Here is a 19,370-nt window from a genome sequence, read left to right on the forward strand (position 1 = left end):
CCCCGCTAACCCCCCCCCCCCCCCCCCCCCCCCCCGCGCCCGCCCCCCCCCCCCCCCCCCCCCCCCCGGCCCGGGGGGGCCCGCCCCAGGTGGCGGAGCCGCGCTACCCGGCCGCCTCCAGGATTCCCTTGTCCAGGCGCGGCGCCAGGACGCGGGCCAGGGTGTCGGTGATGTGGCCGGTGTCGCGGTACAGCACCACGCCCTCCAGCACCGCCGGGCAGTCCGGTCCGCTGCCGGGGCACAGCAGCGGGCCCAGGTCGAGGGTGCGGACGCCGTAGCGGGCGGCGAGGCCGCCGTCGAGCATCGGATCCGGTTCGAAGGCGGTGTCGCGCGGGAAGAAGCAGGCGTCCGAGCGGCCGTCGGAGGCGGCGAGGCAGGTCGGGATGTCCTTGCCGGGCATCGGGGTGTCGCCGAGGTAGGCGAGCGGGGCGCCGACGGCGGCGAGGCGGTCCAGGGTGCGGGTCCAGCCCTGGGTGCGTTCCTCCTGGCTGCCGTACCTGTTGAGGCCGGCCATCAGGACGAGGCGCGGCCTGGGCCCGGAGGTGAGCCGGGTGAGGGTGTTCTCGCGCCAGCGGTCGCACTCCTCGAAGGTGCGGCCGAGGACGTTGTTGCGCACGGTGAGGGTGGCGAGCGGGCAGCCGGGCTTGACCAGGACCTCCAGGGCCCAGTGCCGCTGCTCGGCCATCGCGAGTGCGGACGATATCCACTGGCCGGCGTGCGAGTCGCCGAGCAGCACGATCCGGTCGGGGCTGTCCTCGGCGCCGAACAGGCAGCGCGGGCTGCTGTCGGCGTTCAGCGGGATCTCGCAGCCCTTGCCGGGCGGGAAGTCCTCCCGGGCGCGGGCCAGCGAGGGGGTCAGGCCGAGCACCCGCGCACCGGGGGCGAGCAGGGTGGGGCCGGTCGGGGCCCCGGCCGGGGCTGCGGCGGGGGTGTCGGCGGTGCCGCCGAGGGCGCGGACCGTGCCGCCGCCGAGGGTGAGTGCGGCGATCAGCGGGATGACGAGCGCGCTGGCGCCGACCGCGAGGCCCCGGCGCGGCGCCGGGCTGCTGCCGTACCGCAGCGGCTGCTCGACGAGCCGCATGGTGAGCCAGGCGGGCAGCGCGCTGGCTGCGGCGAGGGCGGCCAGGGTGGTCCAGGGCAGGGCGCCGTAGCGGGCCTGGGCGATGGTCAGCACCGGCCAGTGCCAGAGGTACCAGGCGTACGACAGGCGACCGGCGGCGCGCAGCGGCCGGTTGTCGAGGAGGCGTCCGGCGTCGGTGGCGCCGAGCGCGCGGTGGGCGGGGCCGGCGAGCAGGACGGCGGCGGCGCCGAGGACGGGCACCAGCGCGGCGGTGCCGGGGAAGGGGGTGTTCCGGTCGTAGAGCAGGATCGACGCGAGGACGGCGGCGGCGCCGGCCCAGCCGAGCAGTCGCAGCGACCAGGCCGTCCCGCGCCGCTGCACACGGCCGGCCAGGGCGCCGCCGAGCAGCGCAGCGCACGCGCCGGCCGCGAACTCCCAGAGCCGGCTGCCGGTGGAGAAGTAGGCGAGCGGCGCCGAGGTCGCCGTCCACCGGACGCACAGCAGCAGCGAGACCGCGCCGATGGCCGTGGTGGCCAGGGTGATCGCGACGGTGCGGCGGCGGCCGTGCAGGAAGCGGGCGAGGCCGAGCAGCAGAACGCCCCACAGCAGGTAGAACTGGTTCTCCACGCCGAGCGACCAGAAGTGCTGGAGCGGGCTCGGGGCGTGTTCGGCGGCCAGGTAGTCGGTCTGCTGGCCGACGAAGCGCCAGTTGACGACCTGTCCGGCGGAGGCGATCAGGTCGCGGGCGAGGTCGGTGCCGCGCAGCGGGTCGAGCAGCGCGCCGCCGGCGACGGCGGTGGCGACCAGGACGGTGGCGGCGGCGGGCAGGATGCGGCGGGCGCGGCGGGCGGCGAAGTCCCACAGGCCGATCGGGCGGCCGAGCAGCAGTCCGGTGATGAGGAAGCCGGAGATGACGAAGAAGACGTCGACGCCGACGTAGCCGCCCGCGAAGCCGGGAACGGCGGCGTGGTAGGCGAGGACGGAGAGGACGGCGACGCCGCGCAGGCCCTCGATGTCGGGGCGGAAGCCGGTGCGCCGCTGGGCCTGCGGCGGTGCGACGGCTTCTGCGGAGGGGCGCCGCTCGGGCGCGGCCTGCCGGTCCATTCGGACGACGCCGGGCAGCAGTTCGGCCGAGGCGGTGGCGGCAGGGGAGGACGTGGACGACGACGGTGGTGGTACGGCCGTTGACACGGCGGTGCTCCTCGCAGGGGCAGGCAGCGGGTGGTCGGGACCGCCGGGCCGATGGGGCGGCCGGGCGGCGCATCCGCGCCGGTGGGGCGACGCGCTGGGAAACGCGGTGGATCCGAACGAAGTTGATGGGTCGTCAGACATCGACTTTGACGTCAGGAATTGGTGGAGCTCATGAAGTTGACGGAGCGAAGTTGACGGAGCGTCAGAAGATCAGCGGGTCGGCCCAGCCGGAGGCCAGCAGTCCGCAGAGCAGCAGCACGGCGGTGACGGCGACGGCCTCCGCGTGGCCGAAGCCCAGGTCGGACCGGCGCCGCACGGGCGGGGCGACCTCTCCGACGGCGGCCCCGTTGCCACCGCGCAGGAGCGGCCACAGGGACCGGATCAGCGGGATCATGGTGTACGCGGTGAGCGCGAGCAGCGCGGTGAGCGCCCAGAAGGGCTGCCAGCCGTACAGCATGGCCGCGCGCACGAGTCCGGCGATGCCCGCGAGGACGACGAACCCCAGCCAGCCGACGCCGATCCGGGCGACCGCCTTGGCCAGTGAACTGCCGCCCGACACGGCGCCGGTGGGCACCCAGTCGGCACTGCGGCGGCGCAGCGCGTGCGCGATGGCGACCACGTGGCAGAGCCCGCCGAGGAGTTGGACCCGGGTGACCTCGAAGCGCCAGCGGGTGCGGGACATCGCGGGCAGCAGGACAAGCGAGACCCAGATCGGCGGCAGGAACGGCAGCACCTGCCACGGCTGAATCTCACCGGGGGCGAAGAACAGCATGATCAGGGCGGGCAGCGGGACCGCGAAGACGTTCACCGCGCTGGTGACGTAGCCGAGGATGCCGTTCCAGAAGCAGAGCCGGGCGGAGCGAGGGAGCGGTCCGCGGCGGAAGTCCGGGTCGCGGACGAGCGCCAGGGAGCCGAGGCACCAGCGGTACTGCTGGCTGATGAAGGCGGGCAGGCCGGTGGGCGACATGCCCTTGGCGACCAGGGCGGGCACGTACCGGGTGGTCCACCCGGCGCGGGCGAGCGAGAGGCCGGTGTAGAGGTCCTCGCTGTGGTCGATCTCGGCGAAGCCTCCGACGCGCATGAGTGCGGCGCGGCGGTAGAGGGCGTTGGTGCCGCAGCAGACGGTGCCGTCCTGCGCGTCCCGGGAGGGCTGGATCCAGCGGTAGAAGATCTCCTGGGTGGCTCCCGCGGCGCGTTCGAGCCAGGACATGTCGGCGTCCGTGTCGAAGCACTGCGGGCTCTGCACGATGCCGACCTCGGGGTTGTCGAGGTAGGGCACCAGGTGGTGCAGGAAGTCGGGGCGGGGGCAGAAGTCGGCGTCCAGGACGGCGACGATCTCGCCGTTGCCCTCGGCCAGGCCGTGGTTGAGGTTGCCGGCCTTCTTGAACCGGCCGCGGTCGGGGCGGGCCCGGTACTGGAAGCCGTAGGACTCGGCGAGTTCGCGCACCTCGGGGCGGGCGGCGTCGTCGAGGACGATGACGGTCAGCGCGCCGGCCCACTGGACGGCGACGGTGTGGCGGTAGGCGTTCTCCAGGACGGCCAGCGGCTCGCCGGCGGTCGGCAGCAGCAGGTCGACGCTCGGGTGGCGGGCGGGCTGCCAGGCGCGCATCAGCAGATCGTGCGAGTCGCGGGTGTAGCGGCGGGCGCGCTGGCCGTCGGTGAGCGAGAGCAGCCAGGTGGCCGCGTTGAGCACGGTGAGCACCAGGAAGGGCCAGAGCAACGGCCGACTGAGGGCGAACAGGCCGAGGGTGGCGGTGGCTCCCGCGTAGGAGAGGGTGGCGCAGAGCAGCACCCAGCGGCGCTGCGGGCCGAAGTACCAGTAGAGCTCCTCGTCGTCGGGCGGGCTGGGCAGGCGGAGGTCGGGGTCCGCGGGGATCCGGCGCGGGCCGGGGACGGGCGCGGGCATGGCGGTGCCATGGAGTACGGGCATGCGGAAGTGGCCCCCCTGGGCATGGGACGGAACGTGGCCGTTCGCCCTCAGCCTCTCACATTGGCCTAGACCAATCATGAACGAGGTATGACATCTCCGCATCGCCCCTGGTCAATGACTTGACATGTCATCACGTACCGACGAACCGTCAAGCGATCATGGATTCGACCCCGAGCAGCGCCGGCCCGCGCCCCTGCGGTCAGGCCTCCCCCAGCGACTCCTTCAGCGCCTTCGTCAGCACCTTCGTCAGCTTCTCGAACCGCAGGTCAGGGCGCAGCGGGACGCCGAAACGCTCGTCGCCGTACGGGAACGGCGTGAAGACCCCGGTCCGGCGGAAGCCGCGCCGCTCGTACCACGCGATCAGGTCGGCGCGCTGCTCGATCACGGTCATCTCCAGCTCGCCCACACCCCACTCCTCGCCGGCCAGCCGCTCGGCCTCGGTGAGCACGGCCCGGCCGAGGCCGCCGCCCTGGAGCCCGGGGCGCACCGAGAACATGCCGAAGTACGCACGGTCCCCGCGGTGCTCCAGCTGGCAGCAGGCGACCAGCTGGCCGTCCCGCTCGGCGACCAGCAGCACCCCGTCGGAGCGGCCGATGACCGCGGCGACGCCCTCGGCGTCGGTGCGCTGGCCCTCCAGCAGGTCCGCCTCGGTGGTCCAGCCGGCCCGGCTGGCGTCGCCGCGGTAGGCGGACTCGACCAGTTCGACCAGCGCCGGTACGTCGGCGAGCGTGGCGGGGCGGAAGGCGGGCTGCCCGGTGGGCCGGGCGTGGCTGGGGATGGTCTCGGACATGGCGGGTCCTCATTCTGCGTGCGGTGGAACCGCCCGCCGCTCGTGCCTGCGGCGTGGCGCGGGCCGTCCCTGGTGACCGGCCTGCGGGCATCGTGCCACAGCCCGCGAACCGGCCCCGAGCCGCAGGACCTGCGGCGACGGCCCCCGCGGGCCCGCCCGGCGGGAGCGCGGGCCCGGCCGCCGTCCACCCCGAGCCCGGCTCCGCCGTCGCGGCCTACGCGCCGCGCCCCGGTGTCAGCGGATGACGGGCAGGACCGGCGTGGTGCCGCGACCGGCTGCCGCCTCGATGAAGGCCGCCGGGTCGGCGACCTCGGCGAGCAGGGTGCGGGTGAAGTGCAGGGCGCCGTCGGACGGCAACGGGCCGCCGATCGTCGCGATCAGGTCGAGCAGGTGGACGGTCGCCTCCATCAGCGCCACCTCGCCGAGCGCGCCGACCGTCACCGAGCCGAGCAGCGGGTGGGCCACCGCGGCGGTGGGCGGCAGGTCGGCGATGCCGGCCAGGGCCGCCGGGCCCTCGGCCCCGAAGCGGGCGACCAGCACGGCCGGTTCGGCAGCCGCGGCGGTCTGCTTCGCCGCCTCGGCGACCTGCCCGGCGGCGGTGTGCGCGATCCCGCCCGGCCGGTTGTAGGCCTGCAGGATGCCGACCCCGGTGGTCACCTCGGCCGGGCCGTCCACCAGGGCCCCGCGCAGCCCGGCGAACATCTCCGGCACCGGCGCCACGTGGGCGTACAGATCCCGGACGGTCCAGCCGGGCAGCCGGGTGGCGAGCCCCCACGACGCATCGTCCAGGGCCGCGCCGCGTTCCGCCCAGGAGACCCAGGCTTCGGCCAACAGGGCGGGCACCTCACCGGTCTGACGCGTCATCGGTCCTCCTCGGAGCACATGGCAACTGAGTTGTCACCTTACCGGTCGCCGGGCGGACCGGCGGATCAGACCCGGGCGCCGAGCATCCGCAGCACCAACTCGCCGTAGCGGCGGCCGAGTTCATCAGGCGTCTCGGTGGAGCGGTCGGTGAACCAGCGGGAGACGTCGATGCCCAGCGAGGTGACCGCGCGGGCCGCCGTCCGGACTTCGGACACCTGGAAGGCGCCGGCCGCCACGCCCGCCTCGATCAGCGCGCTGACCTCGCGCTCGATGTCCAGCCGCAGCGCCGCGACCACCGCGTAGGCGTCCTCGGGCAGCGCGTGCAGCTCGTAGTTGACCACCCGGCCGACCGTGCGGGCCCGGGCGTGCCAGGTGGTGAACTCCTCGACCAGCCGGCGCATCCGGTCCACCGGGCCGCCCTCACCGGCCGCCGCCGCCCGGACCAGTTCCAGCGTGGCCGCGTGCCCGGCCTGGCTGATCTCGGCCAGCAGCGCGGCCTTGGACTGGTAGTGGATGTACAGCGCCGCCGGGCTCATCCCGGCGGCGGTGGCGATGTCCCGGGTGGTGGTGGCGTGGAAACCGCGCTCCGCGAAGGATTCGACGGCCGCCTGGAGCAGCCGGTACGCCGCCTCGGGGCGGGAGTCGGCGCCGCCGGGCAGGGTGCGCCAGAGGTCGGCGATGGGCGTGCTGGTCATGGCGCCATCCTCCCAGAGAACTCGTACACACATTCCCGCCGCCCGGTCGACGGACTGTTGACAGGCTCCCGCACCGACATCATGCTGAGCAAGCGCTTAGTCAGCCGGTGGACCGGCACACCCGCCGACCGGGCATCCCCGCCGAACCGGCGCCTGCGCCCACCCGGCACCCCCGTCGAACGTTCCGCGCGAAAGGCAGGACCCTCCGTGGCGTACTCCTTCAAGGGCCGGGTGGCCGTCGTCACCGGATCGAGCCGGGGCATCGGCCTCGGCATCGCACGCGAGCTGGTCGCCCGCGGCGCCAAGGTCTGCCTGACCGCCCGCAACCCCGAGCCGCTCGCCGAGGCCGTCCACGACCTGGGCGGGCCGGAGAACGCCATCGCCGTCGCCGGCAGGACCGACGACCCGGTCCACCAGGAGGAGGCCGTCGCCCGCACCCTGGAGGCCTTCGGCCGGCTCGACCACCTGGTCAACAACACCGGCATCAACCCCCTCTACGGCCCGGTCCTCGACGCCGACGAGGCCGCCGCCGCCAAGATCCTCGCCGTCAACGTGCTGGCCCCGCTGGCCTGGACCCGCCGCGCGCACGCCGCCTGGATGGGCGAGCACGGCGGCTCGGTGGTCAACGTGGCCTCCGTCGCGGGCATCCGCTCCTCGCTCGGGATCGGCATGTACGGGGTCAGCAAGGCCGCGCTGATCCGGCTCACCACCGAACTCGCCGCCGAACTGGGCGGCCAGGGCATCCGGGTCAACGCCGTCGCCCCCGCCGTGGTCAAGACCAGGTTCGCCGAGGCCCTGTACGAGGGCCGGGAGGAGCAGGTCGCCGCCGCCTACCCGCTCGGCCGGCTCGGCGTGCCCGAGGACGTCGCGGGCGCGGTCGCCTTCCTGCTCTCCGCGGACGCCGCCTGGATCACCGGCCAGACCCTGGTCGTGGACGGCGGCGTCACCCTCGGCGGCGGCCTGTGAGCGGCACGGCGGACGCGGACGCAGCGGACGCGGACGCAGCGGCGACGGACGCACCGGCGACGGACTTCGCCGGCCAGGGCGTGGTGGTGACCGGCGGCGGGCGCGGTATCGGCGCCGCCCTGGCCCGGGCCTTCGCCGCGGCCGGCGCCCGGGTGGTGGTCAACGACCTGGACGCCGAGGCCGCCCGCGCCGTCGCCAGGGACTGCGGCGGCACCGCCGCCCCCGGGGACGCCGCCTCCCCCGAGGGGCTGGCCGCCCTGGTCGGGCAGGCCCGGGCCGCGCTCGGCGAGATCGACGTGTGGTGCGCCAACGCGGGCGTCGCCCCGGTCGGCGGGACCGACGCGCCCGCCGCGGCCTGGGCGAGCGCCTGGGAGGTCAACGTCCTCGCCCACGTCCGGGCCGCCGAACTGCTGCTCCCCCGTTGGCTGGAGCGCGGCGGGGGCCGCTTCCTCGCCACGGTCTCCGCCGCCGGGCTGCTCACCATGTTGGGATCGGCCCCGTACGCGGTCACCAAGCACGGCGCGCTCGCCTTCGCCGAGTGGCTCTCCGCGACGTACCGCCACCGCGGCGTCCGGGTGCACGCGCTCTGCCCGCAGGGCGTGCGCACCGACATGCTCGCCTCGACCGGAGCGGTCGGCGAGGCGCTGCTCGCACCCACCGCGCTGGACCCGGAGGACGTCGCCGAGGCGGCGCTGGCCGGGCTGCGCGAGGGCCGCTTCCTGATCCTGCCGCACCCCGAGACCGCCGAGTACTACCGGGTCCGGGCCACCGAACCGGACCGCTGGATCAACGGGATGAACCGGCTCCAGCAGGGGCTGGAGAGGAGCGAGGCGCTGTGAGGGCCTGGCAGGTGGAGCAGTTCGGCGAGCCGGGCGAGGTGATGCGGCTGGCCGACGACGTGGCGCGGCCGGTGGCCGGGCCGGGGCAGCTGCTGGTCCGGGTGCGGGCCGCCGCGGTCAACTTCCCGGACGCGCTGATGGTGCGCGGCCAGTACCAGGTCCGCCCGCCGCTGCCGTTCACGCCCGGCGTGGAGCTGTGCGGCGAGGTGGCGGACGGCGCGCGGCGGGGCGAGCGGCTGATCGGCAACCCGGTGCTGCCGCACGGCGCCTTCGCCGAGTACGCCCTGCTGGACGCGGCGGCCGCCTTCCCCGCGCCCGGGGCGCTGGACGACGCCGAGGCGGCCGCGCTGCACATCGGCTACCAGACCGCGTGGTTCGCCCTGCACCGCCGGGCCCGGCTGGCGGCCGGCGAGACGCTGCTGGTGCACGCGGCGGCGGGCGGCGTGGGCAGCGCGGCGGTCCAGCTGGGCCGGGCCGCCGGGGCCCGGGTGGTCGCCGTGGTCGGCGGCCCCGCCAAGGCGCAGGCGGCCCGGGCGCTCGGCGCCGACCTGGTGGTGGACCGGACGGCCGGGGACTTCGTCGCCGCCGTCAAGGAGTTCACCGGCGGGCGCGGCGCGGACGTGGTCTTCGACCCGGTCGGCGGGGACGCCTACACCGGCTCCACCAAGTGCGTCGCCTTCGAGGGCCGGATCGTGGTGGTCGGCTTCGCCGCCGGCCGGATCCCTGCGCCGGCGCTCAACCACGCGCTGGTGAAGAACTACGCCATCCTCGGCCTGCACTGGGGCCTCTACAACACCCACGATCCGCAGGCCGTCCGCGCCGCCCATGACGAGCTGACCCGGCTCGCCGACCGGGGCGCGGTCCGCCCGCTGGTGAGCGCCCGGGTGCCGCTCGCCGGGGCCGCCGACGCCGTCGAGCTCGTCGCCGCCGGGCGCAGCACCGGCCGGATCGCCGTCCTGGGGGACTGACGACCGGCGGCGGTTCAGGTGCTGCGGCGGGCGGACTCGTGTTCCTGGGCCGGGCGGAGCCAAGGCCGGCAGGGCCCCGGCACTGCGCGGAACGCGCAGGCCGCCGTAGGGCCCTGCGCGTTCCCGCCCTCCGTCCGTACTCGTCAGGAGGGCGGCGCTCCCCCGCCGGTCAGCGGGGGACTCCGGTCAGCGGGTGACGATCTGGAGGGCGGTGTCGCGGGTGGCGTTGCGCCAGCCGAACGCGTAGACGGTGCTGCTGTCGGCGCTCACCGCCGTGTCGCTGACGCTGTCCAGGGTGAAGGGGACCGTCTCGGTCGGCACCGGAGCGTAGGTGGCGGTGTCGAAGGCCACCAGCGCGACCGCCCGCGGATCGCGGTCATACCGAACGGTGCGCAGACGGGTCCCGTTCGGGCTGACGGAGACACCGGTGAGTCCGGCGGAGGCGACCGGCGCGAGCGTGACGGGTGCCTGCGCGGCGTCGGTGGCGGGGTCGACGGGGAAGACCTGGTTGGCGGCGCTGTCGGCGACGGCGAACAGGTGGGTGCCGTCGGGGGTGAACGCCGCCTGACGGATCGCCTGCCGGAGGTTCGACACCGAGCCGACCACGGTCGGCGCGGCCCCGGGGGCGCCCGAGGTGTCGAGGTGCACCAGCCCGGACCCGGCGGCGACGTAGGCGTCGCGACCGCCGGGCCGCAGGGCGATCGACTGCGCGTAACTGCCGGGCAGCGCGACCTCGCCGGTGAACGCGTTCTGCGCGGTCGAGAAGGTCAGCACCCGTCCGGGAGTCTCGGCGGGCACCCCGGGCGGGGGGATCGGCGGCACGTTGTAGCCCGTCGCGCCGGCCTGGGTGACGTAGACCGTCGCGCCGTCGGCGCTGAGCGCGATGTCGTGCGTACGGCCGGTGGGCCAGGCGGCGGGCTTGTTCTGCGGCGGCAGCGGTGCGGCGGCGAGGAGGGTGCCGGTCGTGGTGTCGACCACGTTCATGACGAGACCGCTCACGACGTACACGCGCCTGCCGTCAGGGCTGATCACGGTCTGGTGGTAGTCGCTCTCGGCGTTGGCCAGCGGGATCTGCGCGGTGACGGTGTCCGTCCCGGTGTCGACGGTCTTGAGCGCGCCGTCGGCCGTGACGTAGACCTTGTCCCCGGCCGGGCTGACCGCCATCCCGGAGACCAGGGTCCCGACCGGGACGGTGACCACCCCCGCCACTGCCACTGCCCCCGCCACTGCCGGCGCCCTGTCGGCGGCGACGGCGGTCCCGCCAGAGGCCAGGAGCAGCACGCAGGCGGCCAGCGATGCTCCACAACGTCCGTATACAGCAAGTGAGTTCATGGCGTTCCTCTCCAACTCGGACTGATGCCGGACAGGTTATTGCGGGAGCTTGAGGGAGGGTGCGAGTTTCCCGACTGTTCGTCTTCGCTCCCCGGCGGTCAGTACGCCTAACGCTCGTACACCATCTCCGGGAAGCGCGCCGAGGGCCCGTCCAGCAGGTGGTCGTCGTGTCCGCGCAGCCAGCGGTCGAGGAAGGACGCGACGTAGGAGCGGGTGGCGAGCACCGCCCGGTCGGGGCGGATGTCGCCGACGTCGGCGCTCAGCCGCTCCGGGGTGATCGCGCCCTGCCGGGCGAGCTGGGGCAGCAGGGACTGCGCGTCGGTGTAGGAGCCGTGCCGGGAGCCGTTCAGCGTGACGTCGGCGTGCCAGCCGGTGCTGTGCTGCCAGAGGGCGTCCCAGCCGGGCTGCCGGTGGTAGTCCCCGGAGTCCTCGTTGCGGGTGCCCATCAGCAGGAACGGGCGGTCCAGGCCGTCCTGGGCGACGCTGGGCAGGTCCACCCCGGTGTGGCCGTCCGGCCCGGGGAAGTGCAGTTGGCCGTCCAGGTTGACTCCGGCCGCGATGCGCGGGTCGTCGTGCATGGTCTGGAGGGCGGTGAAGCCGCCCGCCGAGTGGCCGACCATGCCGATCCGGTCGAGGTCCAGCGAGGCGGCGAGGCCGACCGGCAGCCGTGGGTCCAGGCGCAGGCCGCCGAGTTCGTCCAGTACGAAGCGGGTGTCGTCCACCCTGGTCTGCATCGACTTGCGCAGCACCGCGCCGATGTCCAGGCCGGGCTGTCCGACCAGCGCGGGGAACACGGAGGTGGCCAGATTCCCGTCGGGGAAGGCGACTTCGGAGGCCTCGTAGGTGTGGTCCAGCGTCACCACGACGTAGCCGCGCGAGGCCAGGTCCTCGACCAGGCCGGTGCCCCAGGTGCGCGGGTCGCCGAGGCCTGCCGAGTACAGCACCACCGGGCGCGGGCCGCCGGGCAGGGCGGGGGCGTCCGATCGGGCGTGGGTGCGGATGCCCGCCCAGTCGGTGCGGCCGGGCGTGGCGCCGTGGTTCGCCTGGCCGATGCTGCCCTCGGTGCCGAAGTGTTCGCCGGCCGCGGGGTCCATGTAGCGGGCGCGGTCGGCGCCGGTGGCCGGGCGGGCGGTCGGGTACCAGAGGCTGATCATCAGCTCGCGGCGCTGCCCGGGCTTCCAGGGGTCCTCCCGCCCGGTGTCGGTCAGGTGCAGCGTGGTGGTGCCGATCGGGTACGGCCCGGTGGGCTCCGGCAGCCAGGCCCGGGCCTGCCGCTCGCCACCGCCGTCCGCCCCGGGCGCCGGTGCTGCCGCCACCGCCCCGGGGGCGCCGGCCACTCCGAGCACCGCCGTCGCCGCCAGAAGTACCGCCGCCACGGCCCGTCCCCGCCCGCCCATGATGTCTCTCCTCGTCCCCGTTGACCTGCTGATCTGCTGGCCTGCCGATCTGCTGGCCTGCTGATCAGGACAGTACGGGCGAAGGCGGACCGCAGCCGTCATACCCAGGAGCCAACCTGCCCCTGAGTACTCCGGTATGACACCCCTACGGGTGCCGCCGCAGCTCGCGCCGGGCCAGCGAGCGCTTGTGCACCTCGTCCGGTCCGTCGGCCAGCCGCAGGGTGCGGTTGCCGGCCCAGAGCTGCGCGAGCGGGGTGTCCTGGCTGACACCCGCGGCGCCGTGCGCCTGGACGGCCTTGTCGAGGATCCATTCGACGGTGCGCGGGGTGGCGATCTTGATCGCCTGGATCTCGGTGTGCGCGCCCCGGTTGCCGACGGTGTCCATCAGCCAGGCGGTCTTGAGCACCAGCAGCCGCAACTGCTCGATCCTGACCCGGGATTCGGCGATCCAGTCCTGCACCACGCCCTGCTCGGCGAGCGGCCGGCCGAAGGCGACCCGCCCGTTCACCCGGCGGCACATCAGCTCCAGGGCGCGCTCGGCGATGCCGATCGCGCGCATGCAGTGGTGGATCCGGCCGGGGCCGAGCCGGGCCTGCGCGATGGCGAAGCCCGCGCCCTCCTCTCCGATCAGGTTCCCGATCGGGACGCGGACGTCCTCGAACAGCACCTCGGCGTGGCCGCCGTGGTCCGCGTCGTCGTAGCCGAAGACCGTCATGCCGCGCCTGACGGTGACGCCGGGGGTGTCGCGCGGGACGAGCACCATGCTCTGCTGGCGGTGCGGTTCGGCGGCCGGGTCGGTCTTGCCCATCACGATGAGGATCCGGCACTGCGGGTTCATCGCCCCGGTGATGTACCACTTGCGGCCGTTGACGACGTACTCGTCGCCGTCGCGCTCGATCCGGGTGGCGATGTTGGTGGCGTCCGAGGAGGCGACCTCGGGCTCGGTCATCGCGAAGGCGGAGCGGATCTCGGCGTCCAGCAGCGGGCGCAGCCAGCGCTCGCGCTGCTCGGCGGTGCCGAACTGGGCGAGCAGTTCCATGTTGCCGGTGTCGGGGGCCGCGCAGTTGAGCGCGGGCGGGGCCAAGTGCGGGCTGCGGCCGGTGATTTCGGCGAGCGGGGCGTACTGGAGGTTGGTCAGGCCGGCGCCGCGCTCCCCGGGGAGGAAGAGATTCCACAGGCCCTGTTTGCGCGCCTCGGCCTGGAGTTCGGCGACCACGGGCGGGATGCTCCAGGCCTCGCGGGCCGGGTCGGCCAGCTGCTGCGCGAGGGCCGCCTCCGCCGGGTGCACGTGCTGGTCCATGAAGGCCAGCAGCTGCTCGCGGAGTTCGTTGGTGCGGGCGTCGTAGGCGAAGTCCATCGGTCAGTGCTCCTTGAGGGTGCTCAGGCCGTACCGGGCGAGGATCGGGGCCATCTCGCCGGCCCGCTCGAAGCCCGCGCCGAGCGTGCCGCCCTGCTGGTAGCGGTAGTGGATGCCCTCGGCGACGACGGCGAGTTTGAAGGAGGCGAAGGCGACGTACCAGTCCAGGTCGGCGGCCTGTCGGCCGGTCAACTCGGCGTAGTACGCGACGAGTTCGTCCGGCTTCGGGAAGCCGGGGGCGGTCGCGGCGGAGGGGATGATGCCGCCGCCGACGCCGGCGACCTCGGTGTACATCACCAGCAGGCCGACATCGGTGAGCGGGTCGCCGAGGGTGGACATCTCCCAGTCCAGCACGGCGGTGATCGCGTCGCCGTCGCCGACCAGGACATTGTCCAGCCGGTAGTCGCCGTGCACCAGGGCGGGCGCCGGGGAGATCGGCCGCCGCTCGGCGAGCAGGGCGTGCAGCCGCTCCACCTCGGGCAGTTCGCGGGTGCGGGAGTTCGCCAACTGGGTGGACCAGCGGCGCAGTTGGCGCTCCAGGTAGCCGTCGGGGCGGCCGAAGTCCGCGAGACCGACGTCGGCCGGGTCGATCCGGTGCAGGGCGGCGAGGGTGTCGACCAGCCGCCGCCCGAGCGCGTGGACGCGCTGCTCGCCGAGGGCGGCGATCGGGGCGAGGGCCCGGTGCGCGACGCCGGGGACGAACTCCATCAGGTACCAGGGGGCGCCGAGCACGTCCGTGCCGGGATCGAGCAGCAGGGTGCGCGGGACGGGCACGTCGGTGTCGCGCAGGGCGGTCATGACGCGGTACTCGCGGCCCATGTCGTGCGCGGTGGCCAGGACGTGCCCGAGCGGCGGGCGGCGCAGCACCCAGCGGCCGGTGCCGTGGGTGCCGTCGGTGAGGACGTACGTGAGGTTGGAGCGGCCCCCCTCGACGAGGTCGGCCCGCAGCGGGCCCTGGACGAGGCCGGGCAGCTCCCGGTCCAGGTGGGCGCGGAGGCGGGCCAGGTCCAGCCCGGGCGGCTCGGCGGGGGTCTCGGGCATCGGGCGGCTCCTCGGGGTCCTCGGGGTGTGGCCTCGTTGACTAAGCGCTTGCTTAGCATTCAGCCGGACGCCGCCCGCTGTCAATGCCGCCCCGCACACAACGAGCCCCCGGACCAAGCGGTCCGGGGGCTCGCGGGTGAGGCCCCGTTGCGGGGAGGTCGACGCCCCGGAACGTCCGGTACCGGCCGACTGCTGGCAGCCGGCCGGTACCGAATGAGAGGTGAGGGGATCAGGGGGTGGTGAGGGCGAACCAGAAGTCGAAGCTCTCCAGCAGCCCCGCGAGGGTGTTCAGCGGGTCGATGGTGCCGGAGTCGACCGTCAGGTCCTTGCTGTCCACGAGCGCGGCCACTTCCTTCTGCACGTCCTTGGCGAGGGCGAGTTGGTTGAGACCGGTACGGGTGAGGGTGTACGAGGCATCGGCGCCGGTGCTGGTGTCGGCGGTGTAGACGAGGACGCCGTTTCGCAGCTGGACGGTGCACTGCGCGGGGTCTCCGGCGTTCCCGCCGGCGATGGTGAGGGCGATGGTGAGCGGGTTGTTCGCGGCGTCGGGGCCGTTGAGGCGGATGCCGAGGTAGTCGAAGACCATGTCCTGGGGCATGGCGGCGATCACGTCGTCCGTGATGATCTCGGGTGCGGGCAGCGCGCCGGTGTTGCCGGTGCCGGCGTCGGGGTTGCGCAGTTCCGCGGCTCCGGCGAGGTAGAAGTTGCGCCAGGGGCCGCTTTCAGCGAGGTAGCCGAGCTGCTCCAGCGCATCGGCCTCCAGCTTCCGGGCGTCGGTGTTGGCCGGGTCCGCGAAGACCACGTGGCTGAGCAGTTCGGCGACCCACCGGTAGTCGTCGGCGGTCGTCGCGTTCCCGTAGGCGGTCTGCGCCGCCTTCACAATGGTGTCGGCGCCGAACGTGTCCGTGTAGCGCTTGCCGACCTCCTCGGGGGGCAGGCCGTGCAGGTGGGCCGCGTTGCCGTCGAACCAGCCGAGGTAGCGCTGGTAGACGGCCTTGATGTCGTGGTTGGTGGTGCCGTAGTAGCCGCGGTTGAACCACTGGCCGGCCAGGCTCTGGGGCAGCTGCTGGTCGAGGTCCTCGGCGATCTCGTGCATGGTCCGGCCGTGGTTGGCCAGGCGCAGGGTCTGGTCGTGCAGGAAGCGGTAGAGGTCGGCCTGGCTGGTGAGGAAGTCGACGATCTCGTTGCCGTCCTCGCTCTTCCAGCGGGGCCAGAAGTGGCTGGCGAACAGGGAGGTGGCGTCGCCCCCGTAGAGAGTGGCGGACTCGGTGAGGTAGTTCGACCACTCCTTGGCGTCGCGGACCTGGGCGCCGCGCAGGCTGTAGAGGTTGTGCAGGGTGGGCGTGGCGTTCTCCGCCATGCACAGCGACTTGACGTCGGGGAGGTAGAAGTTCATCTCCGCCGGTGCCTCGGTGCCGGGCGTGAGCTGGAACTCGAACTGGATCCCGGCCAGGGTGCAGGGGACGCCCGCGAGGATCTGGGTGTCCTCGTCGGTGACACTGGCGACGACGGTGTGGGTCGGGGCGAGCAGGCCGGTGGTCCCCGACGACATCGTCTTGCCGAGTCCCGCGTCGATCTGCTGGTCCGCGCCCTTGTGGAGCAGTGATCCGTACATGAAGGTGGCGCGGCGGCTCATCGCGTTGCCCGCGTACACGTTCTCGCTGACGGCGTGCTCCAGGAAGCCGTCCGGCGCGACGATCTTGACGTCGGCATCGGGGGTGCCGCCCGCGAACAGACCCCGGACGCCGCCGTAGTGGTCGGTGTGGGAGTGGCTGAAGATGACGGCCTTGATGGTGCGCGCACCGCGCTCGCCGAGGTAGAGGTCGAGGGCGGCCTTCGCACACTCCTCGCTGATCAGGGGGTCCAGGACGACTATGTCGCTGCTCTGCTGGGTCGGGTCCTCCATGAAGGTGATGTTGGACAAGTCCATGCCGCGGACCTGGTAGACGGCGTCCTTCACCACCTCGTACAGGCCGGCGTTCATGTTCAGCACGGCATTGCGCCACAGGCTCGGGTTGGCCGTGTCCGGCGCGGGGGTCTGCTCGGACAGGAACGCCGCGTAGGGGGCCAGGTTCCAGGCATAGGGCTGGCCGCCGGGGCCGGGGCCGGGAACGGGGTCGTTCGGGTCCAGGGCCACCAGCAGGCCCTGCTTCGCGAAGTCCGCCTCGGCATCCTGGCCGGGCGACGGGAGCACGACGTCGGCGTTCAGCTGTGCGGTCAGCGGGGTCGCCGGCTGCGGTTCGTCGTACGGGGCGGGAAGAGCGGAGTCGGGCATGGACGCTTCCTCTCGGTGGTGGGGCGGAGCAGCGGCCGACGGACGAGGGCGCACGGCGCATCGCCCGCCGGGGGCTGCGGAATCCCGGGACGGTGTAAGGCCAGGGGTCGCGACGACTCCCCCAGCGCGTCCCAGCAGGGTTCAGAAAGTACGCAGCCCTCCCCCGCACCGGCAGGGAATCGCCAAGAGCCGGCACCTGCGCCTCCCAGAACCGGACAACCCGTCAGACCGGGGTTTCGGAGAGCTCCGGGCAAGCGCCGCACGGGGCATCCGTCACCGCCGCCCCGCGGCCGGACACCACACAAGAGGTCGGGACGAGCGGACGCACCGGCGAACGGAATCGAACACGAGCGTGTGGGATCACGGGCCGCGAGCGGAGCACGGTCCACGCAGCCCATCCGGCCGGATCCCGCCGGTGGCCTGATCAGGTACGGCGCCCGGTAGCGACAGCACACGACCGAGTGACAGTCCGTAGCAGTCTGATCACGACTTTCACGATCACGGACCGGCGCAACCCCGTCGCCGGACGTGACCGCGACATGGCCGAAGACGTCCCCCGCACTCACCCCCGAGTCCGAGGACATCTCCAACAACGCGAGCCGCGCGCCGGCCTCGACAACCGCGCAGAGAACAGTCCCGCGCCCGTCTGCGCCGACCCGGCCACAGCGCCCCTCGGATATGGCCCGATCAAAGACCCGGCCGGCACCGGACCCGGCCACCGGACCACCGGGCGCCCGCCCCGTGCCGCAGCCGCTCCGCCCGACCGCCACAATGGCGCCATGAGGATGATCCACACCCTGGCCGGCGCCCTGCTGCTCCTGCTCATCGTCGGCAGCATCCTGCGCACGCTGGTCGTCCCGCGCGGGCTGTACTCGGCGCTGGTCAGCCGGCTCTGGCGGGTGCTGCGGACCGTGCTCCGGCTCTACGCGACGCCGTTCCGCAGCTACTACGCGCAGGACCGGGCGCTGACCTGGCTGGCGCCGCTGATCCTGCTCGGCATGCTCGGGGTGTGGCTCAGCGGCATGCTGCTCGCCTACACCCTGCTGCTGCACGGCACGTCCGACCTCAGCTGGTCGGTGGCCATCCGGGAGTCCGGATCCAGCCTCTTCACCCTCGGCTACGCCAGCGGCGAGCGCCTGCAACTCTCGGCGATCGACTTCATGGCCGCCGCCAGCGGGCCGCTGGTGATCGCCCTTCAGATCGCCTACCTGCCCACCCTCTACGCCGCCTACCAGCGGCGGGAGACCGAGGTGACCCTGCTCCAGTCCCGGGCCGGCGAGCCCGCCTGGGGCCCGGAACTGCTCGCCCGGCAGTCCCTCGTCGACACCGAGACCGCCCTCCCCCAGCTCTACCGGGACTGGGAGCGGCTCGCCGCCGACATCGGCGAGAGCCACTCCAACTACCCGGTGCTGCTGTCCTTCCGCTCCCCGCAGCCGAACCGCAGCTGGGTGGTCGGCCTGATCGCGGTGCTCGACGCGGCCGCCCTCCACCTGGCGCTCTGCCCGCGCTCGGCCCCGCCCGAGGCCCGCCTGGTGCTGCGCGCGGGCTTCACCGCGCTGCGCGACATCGGCCGGTCGGTGCGGATCGACTTCGACGCGGACCCGGACCCGGACGTCCCGATCCGCCTGACCTACACCGAGTACATCGGCGCCGTCGCCATGATCACGTCCGCCGGTTTCCCCCGCGAGCGCCCGGTCGACGAGGCCTGGCAGCACTTCCACGGCTGGCGCGTCAACTACGAGGCGCTGGCCTACGAACTCGCCCGCCGCGGCGACGCCGTCCCCGCCCTGTGGACCGGCCCGCGCGACTTCCACGCCCCCGTCATCCCCCCGGCCCGCCCCACCGACCGCCGCCCGGGCCCGACCAACCCCACCCTCCCCGCAGCCTGACCCCACGACCGCGTTGGCAGAAGCGCCACCAGGACGGAGTTCCCCGAGTGACACCATCGCGACTACCCGCGTGGTCGGCCGCCGTGCTGATGGCGGCCGGGTTGCTGTGTGGCTGCGGTAGCAGCACGTCGGCCGGTGGCGGCCCCGCCGGTCCCGGGGCCGTGGTCTCCTCGCCGTCGCAGCAGGTGGACGCACTCTCGCTCGCCGCACTGCAGGACTTGGCGTCGGCGCTCGGAGAGCAGGGGCACGACGAGTTCAAGGACACCTTCGGCGCGCTGAAGCTGGACCCGGCGGCAGGCCGGGTCGTGCTGTTCGCGACGGACGAGCCGCGGGCGCGGGCGCTCGTCGCGGCCGCCGCCCAGGCGCATCCCGGCGTCGAGACGGGACGCGCCGAGATCCGGCACACCTCCTACGCGCGGGCGACCGTCGATCCCGCCCTCAAGAGGATCGGCGACGCGGCACAGGCCGATTCGCTGCCGTTCCCGGTCTATACGGCGGCCCTGCGGCCGGACGCGTCGGGGATCACGGTCACCACGTCGCATGAAGGCGCAGCGTCGTCAGCGCTCAAGAAGGCCGTGGCCGAACTCGCGGGCGCCGTCCCGGTCTCGTACGAGGAGGGCAAACCGGTCCGCAACCTGGACGCCACCGCTCAGCTGGCGCCTCCGCCGTGAGCGGGCCCTGACGCGTCGCGTCATGATACGGGCGGGGGGGCGGCGGGGGGGGGGGCGGCGCCCCCCCCCCGGGGGGGGGGCAACACCCGGCCGGCGGGGGGGCGG

The 19,370-nt window shown here is 74.0% G+C and carries 15 protein-coding genes; 5 read left to right on the forward strand and 10 right to left on the reverse strand.

The features are described from left to right. Positions 1 to 103: 103 nt before the first annotated feature. The 5 genes from ACFV6D_RS16100 to ACFV6D_RS16120 all read right to left on the reverse strand — a co-directional run bounded on the left by ACFV6D_RS16100 (position 104) and on the right by ACFV6D_RS16120 (position 6,530). The gene (locus tag ACFV6D_RS16100) at positions 104 to 2,251 is read right to left on the reverse strand and encodes an acyltransferase family protein (protein ID WP_380425801.1); all 2,148 of its coding nucleotides are present in this window, start codon (positions 2,249 to 2,251) and stop codon (positions 104 to 106) included. 202 nt (positions 2,252 to 2,453) lie between these two features. After that, a complete protein-coding gene (locus tag ACFV6D_RS16105) occupies positions 2,454 to 4,181 on the reverse strand; it encodes a cellulose synthase catalytic subunit (protein ID WP_363373247.1) in 1,728 nt (575 codons plus the stop codon). Between the two features lie 199 nt (positions 4,182 to 4,380). Further along, on the reverse strand, positions 4,381 to 4,971 hold the full coding sequence (locus ACFV6D_RS16110; RefSeq protein ID WP_380425803.1) for a GNAT family N-acetyltransferase: 591 nt from the start codon (positions 4,969 to 4,971) through the stop codon (positions 4,381 to 4,383). 234 nt (positions 4,972 to 5,205) lie between these two features. Then, positions 5,206 to 5,835 (reverse strand): maleylpyruvate isomerase N-terminal domain-containing protein, encoded by a 630-nt coding sequence (locus ACFV6D_RS16115; protein WP_380425805.1) that lies wholly within the window; start codon positions 5,833 to 5,835, stop codon positions 5,206 to 5,208. A gap of 65 nt (positions 5,836 to 5,900) precedes the next feature. Beyond that, positions 5,901 to 6,530, reverse strand: a complete 630-nt coding sequence (locus tag ACFV6D_RS16120; RefSeq protein ID WP_380371475.1) for a TetR/AcrR family transcriptional regulator — start codon at positions 6,528 to 6,530, stop codon at positions 5,901 to 5,903. A gap of 207 nt (positions 6,531 to 6,737) precedes the next feature. Here ACFV6D_RS16120 and ACFV6D_RS16125 point away from each other — a divergent pair, with 207 nt between their 5' ends. From ACFV6D_RS16125 to ACFV6D_RS16135, 3 genes are all read left to right on the forward strand, one after another. Continuing rightward, the gene (locus ACFV6D_RS16125) at positions 6,738 to 7,496 is read left to right on the forward strand and encodes an SDR family oxidoreductase (RefSeq protein WP_063346131.1); all 759 of its coding nucleotides are present in this window, start codon (positions 6,738 to 6,740) and stop codon (positions 7,494 to 7,496) included. Positions 7,497 to 7,576: 80 nt separating this feature from the next. Continuing rightward, positions 7,577 to 8,335: an SDR family NAD(P)-dependent oxidoreductase gene (locus ACFV6D_RS16130; RefSeq protein ID WP_380560252.1), complete on the forward strand. Its 759-nt coding sequence runs from the start codon at positions 7,577 to 7,579 to the stop codon at positions 8,333 to 8,335. After that, the gene (locus ACFV6D_RS16135) at positions 8,332 to 9,303 is read left to right on the forward strand and encodes an NADPH:quinone oxidoreductase family protein (protein WP_380425807.1); all 972 of its coding nucleotides are present in this window, start codon (positions 8,332 to 8,334) and stop codon (positions 9,301 to 9,303) included. The genes ACFV6D_RS16130 and ACFV6D_RS16135 overlap by 4 nt, the downstream gene beginning before the upstream one ends. Positions 9,304 to 9,489: 186 nt before the next feature. Here ACFV6D_RS16135 and ACFV6D_RS16140 read toward each other — a convergent pair whose 3' ends face one another. From ACFV6D_RS16140 to ACFV6D_RS16160, 5 genes are all read right to left on the reverse strand, one after another. Next, entirely contained in the window at positions 9,490 to 10,635 is a 1,146-nt protein-coding gene (locus tag ACFV6D_RS16140) for a YncE family protein (protein ID WP_380560201.1), read from the reverse strand. 107 nt (positions 10,636 to 10,742) lie between these two features. After that, the gene (locus ACFV6D_RS16145) at positions 10,743 to 12,011 is read right to left on the reverse strand and encodes an alpha/beta hydrolase family protein (RefSeq protein WP_380560203.1); all 1,269 of its coding nucleotides are present in this window, start codon (positions 12,009 to 12,011) and stop codon (positions 10,743 to 10,745) included. A 166-nt stretch (positions 12,012 to 12,177) separates the two neighbouring features. Continuing rightward, positions 12,178 to 13,389, reverse strand: coding sequence for an acyl-CoA dehydrogenase family protein (locus ACFV6D_RS16150; RefSeq protein ID WP_380560205.1), 1,212 nt, complete (start codon positions 13,387 to 13,389; stop codon positions 12,178 to 12,180). Between the two features lie 3 nt (positions 13,390 to 13,392). Beyond that, the gene (locus ACFV6D_RS16155; RefSeq protein ID WP_380560207.1) at positions 13,393 to 14,430 is read right to left on the reverse strand and encodes a phosphotransferase family protein; all 1,038 of its coding nucleotides are present in this window, start codon (positions 14,428 to 14,430) and stop codon (positions 13,393 to 13,395) included. Positions 14,431 to 14,659: 229 nt separating this feature from the next. Further along, positions 14,660 to 16,705 (reverse strand): alkyl/aryl-sulfatase, encoded by a 2,046-nt coding sequence (locus tag ACFV6D_RS16160; RefSeq protein ID WP_380560208.1) that lies wholly within the window; start codon positions 16,703 to 16,705, stop codon positions 14,660 to 14,662. Positions 16,706 to 17,484: 779 nt separating this feature from the next. Here ACFV6D_RS16160 and ACFV6D_RS16165 point away from each other — a divergent pair. Together ACFV6D_RS16165 and ACFV6D_RS16170 are read left to right on the forward strand one after the other, a co-directional pair. After that, the gene (locus ACFV6D_RS16165; protein ID WP_380343106.1) at positions 17,485 to 18,594 is read left to right on the forward strand and encodes a hypothetical protein; all 1,110 of its coding nucleotides are present in this window, start codon (positions 17,485 to 17,487) and stop codon (positions 18,592 to 18,594) included. A 47-nt stretch (positions 18,595 to 18,641) separates the two neighbouring features. Continuing rightward, positions 18,642 to 19,265, forward strand: coding sequence for a hypothetical protein (locus tag ACFV6D_RS16170; protein ID WP_380560210.1), 624 nt, complete (start codon positions 18,642 to 18,644; stop codon positions 19,263 to 19,265). The last annotated feature ends 105 nt before the right edge of the window (positions 19,266 to 19,370 follow it).

Source organism: Kitasatospora sp. NPDC059812, from assembly GCF_042732075.1.
Classification (GTDB): Bacteria; Actinomycetota; Actinomycetes; order Streptomycetales; family Streptomycetaceae; genus Kitasatospora.

Excerpts from the sequence above, each read along its gene's own strand:
- ACFV6D_RS16105 (WP_363373247.1), bottom strand. The coding sequence starts at position 4,181 with ATGCCCGTACTCCATGGCACCGCCATGCCCGCGCCCGTCCCCGGCCCG.
- ACFV6D_RS16110 (WP_380425803.1), bottom strand. The coding sequence starts at position 4,971 with ATGTCCGAGACCATCCCCAGCCACGCCCGGCCCACCGGGCAGCCCGCC.
- ACFV6D_RS16115 (WP_380425805.1), bottom strand. The coding sequence starts at position 5,835 with ATGACGCGTCAGACCGGTGAGGTGCCCGCCCTGTTGGCCGAAGCCTGG.
- ACFV6D_RS16120 (WP_380371475.1), bottom strand. The coding sequence starts at position 6,530 with ATGACCAGCACGCCCATCGCCGACCTCTGGCGCACCCTGCCCGGCGGC.
- ACFV6D_RS16140 (WP_380560201.1), bottom strand. The coding sequence starts at position 10,635 with ATGAACTCACTTGCTGTATACGGACGTTGTGGAGCATCGCTGGCCGCC.
- ACFV6D_RS16150 (WP_380560205.1), bottom strand. The coding sequence starts at position 13,389 with ATGGACTTCGCCTACGACGCCCGCACCAACGAACTCCGCGAGCAGCTG.
- ACFV6D_RS16155 (WP_380560207.1), bottom strand. The coding sequence starts at position 14,430 with ATGCCCGAGACCCCCGCCGAGCCGCCCGGGCTGGACCTGGCCCGCCTC.
- ACFV6D_RS16160 (WP_380560208.1), bottom strand. The coding sequence starts at position 16,705 with ATGCCCGACTCCGCTCTTCCCGCCCCGTACGACGAACCGCAGCCGGCG.
- ACFV6D_RS16165 (WP_380343106.1), top strand. The coding sequence starts at position 17,485 with ATGAGGATGATCCACACCCTGGCCGGCGCCCTGCTGCTCCTGCTCATC.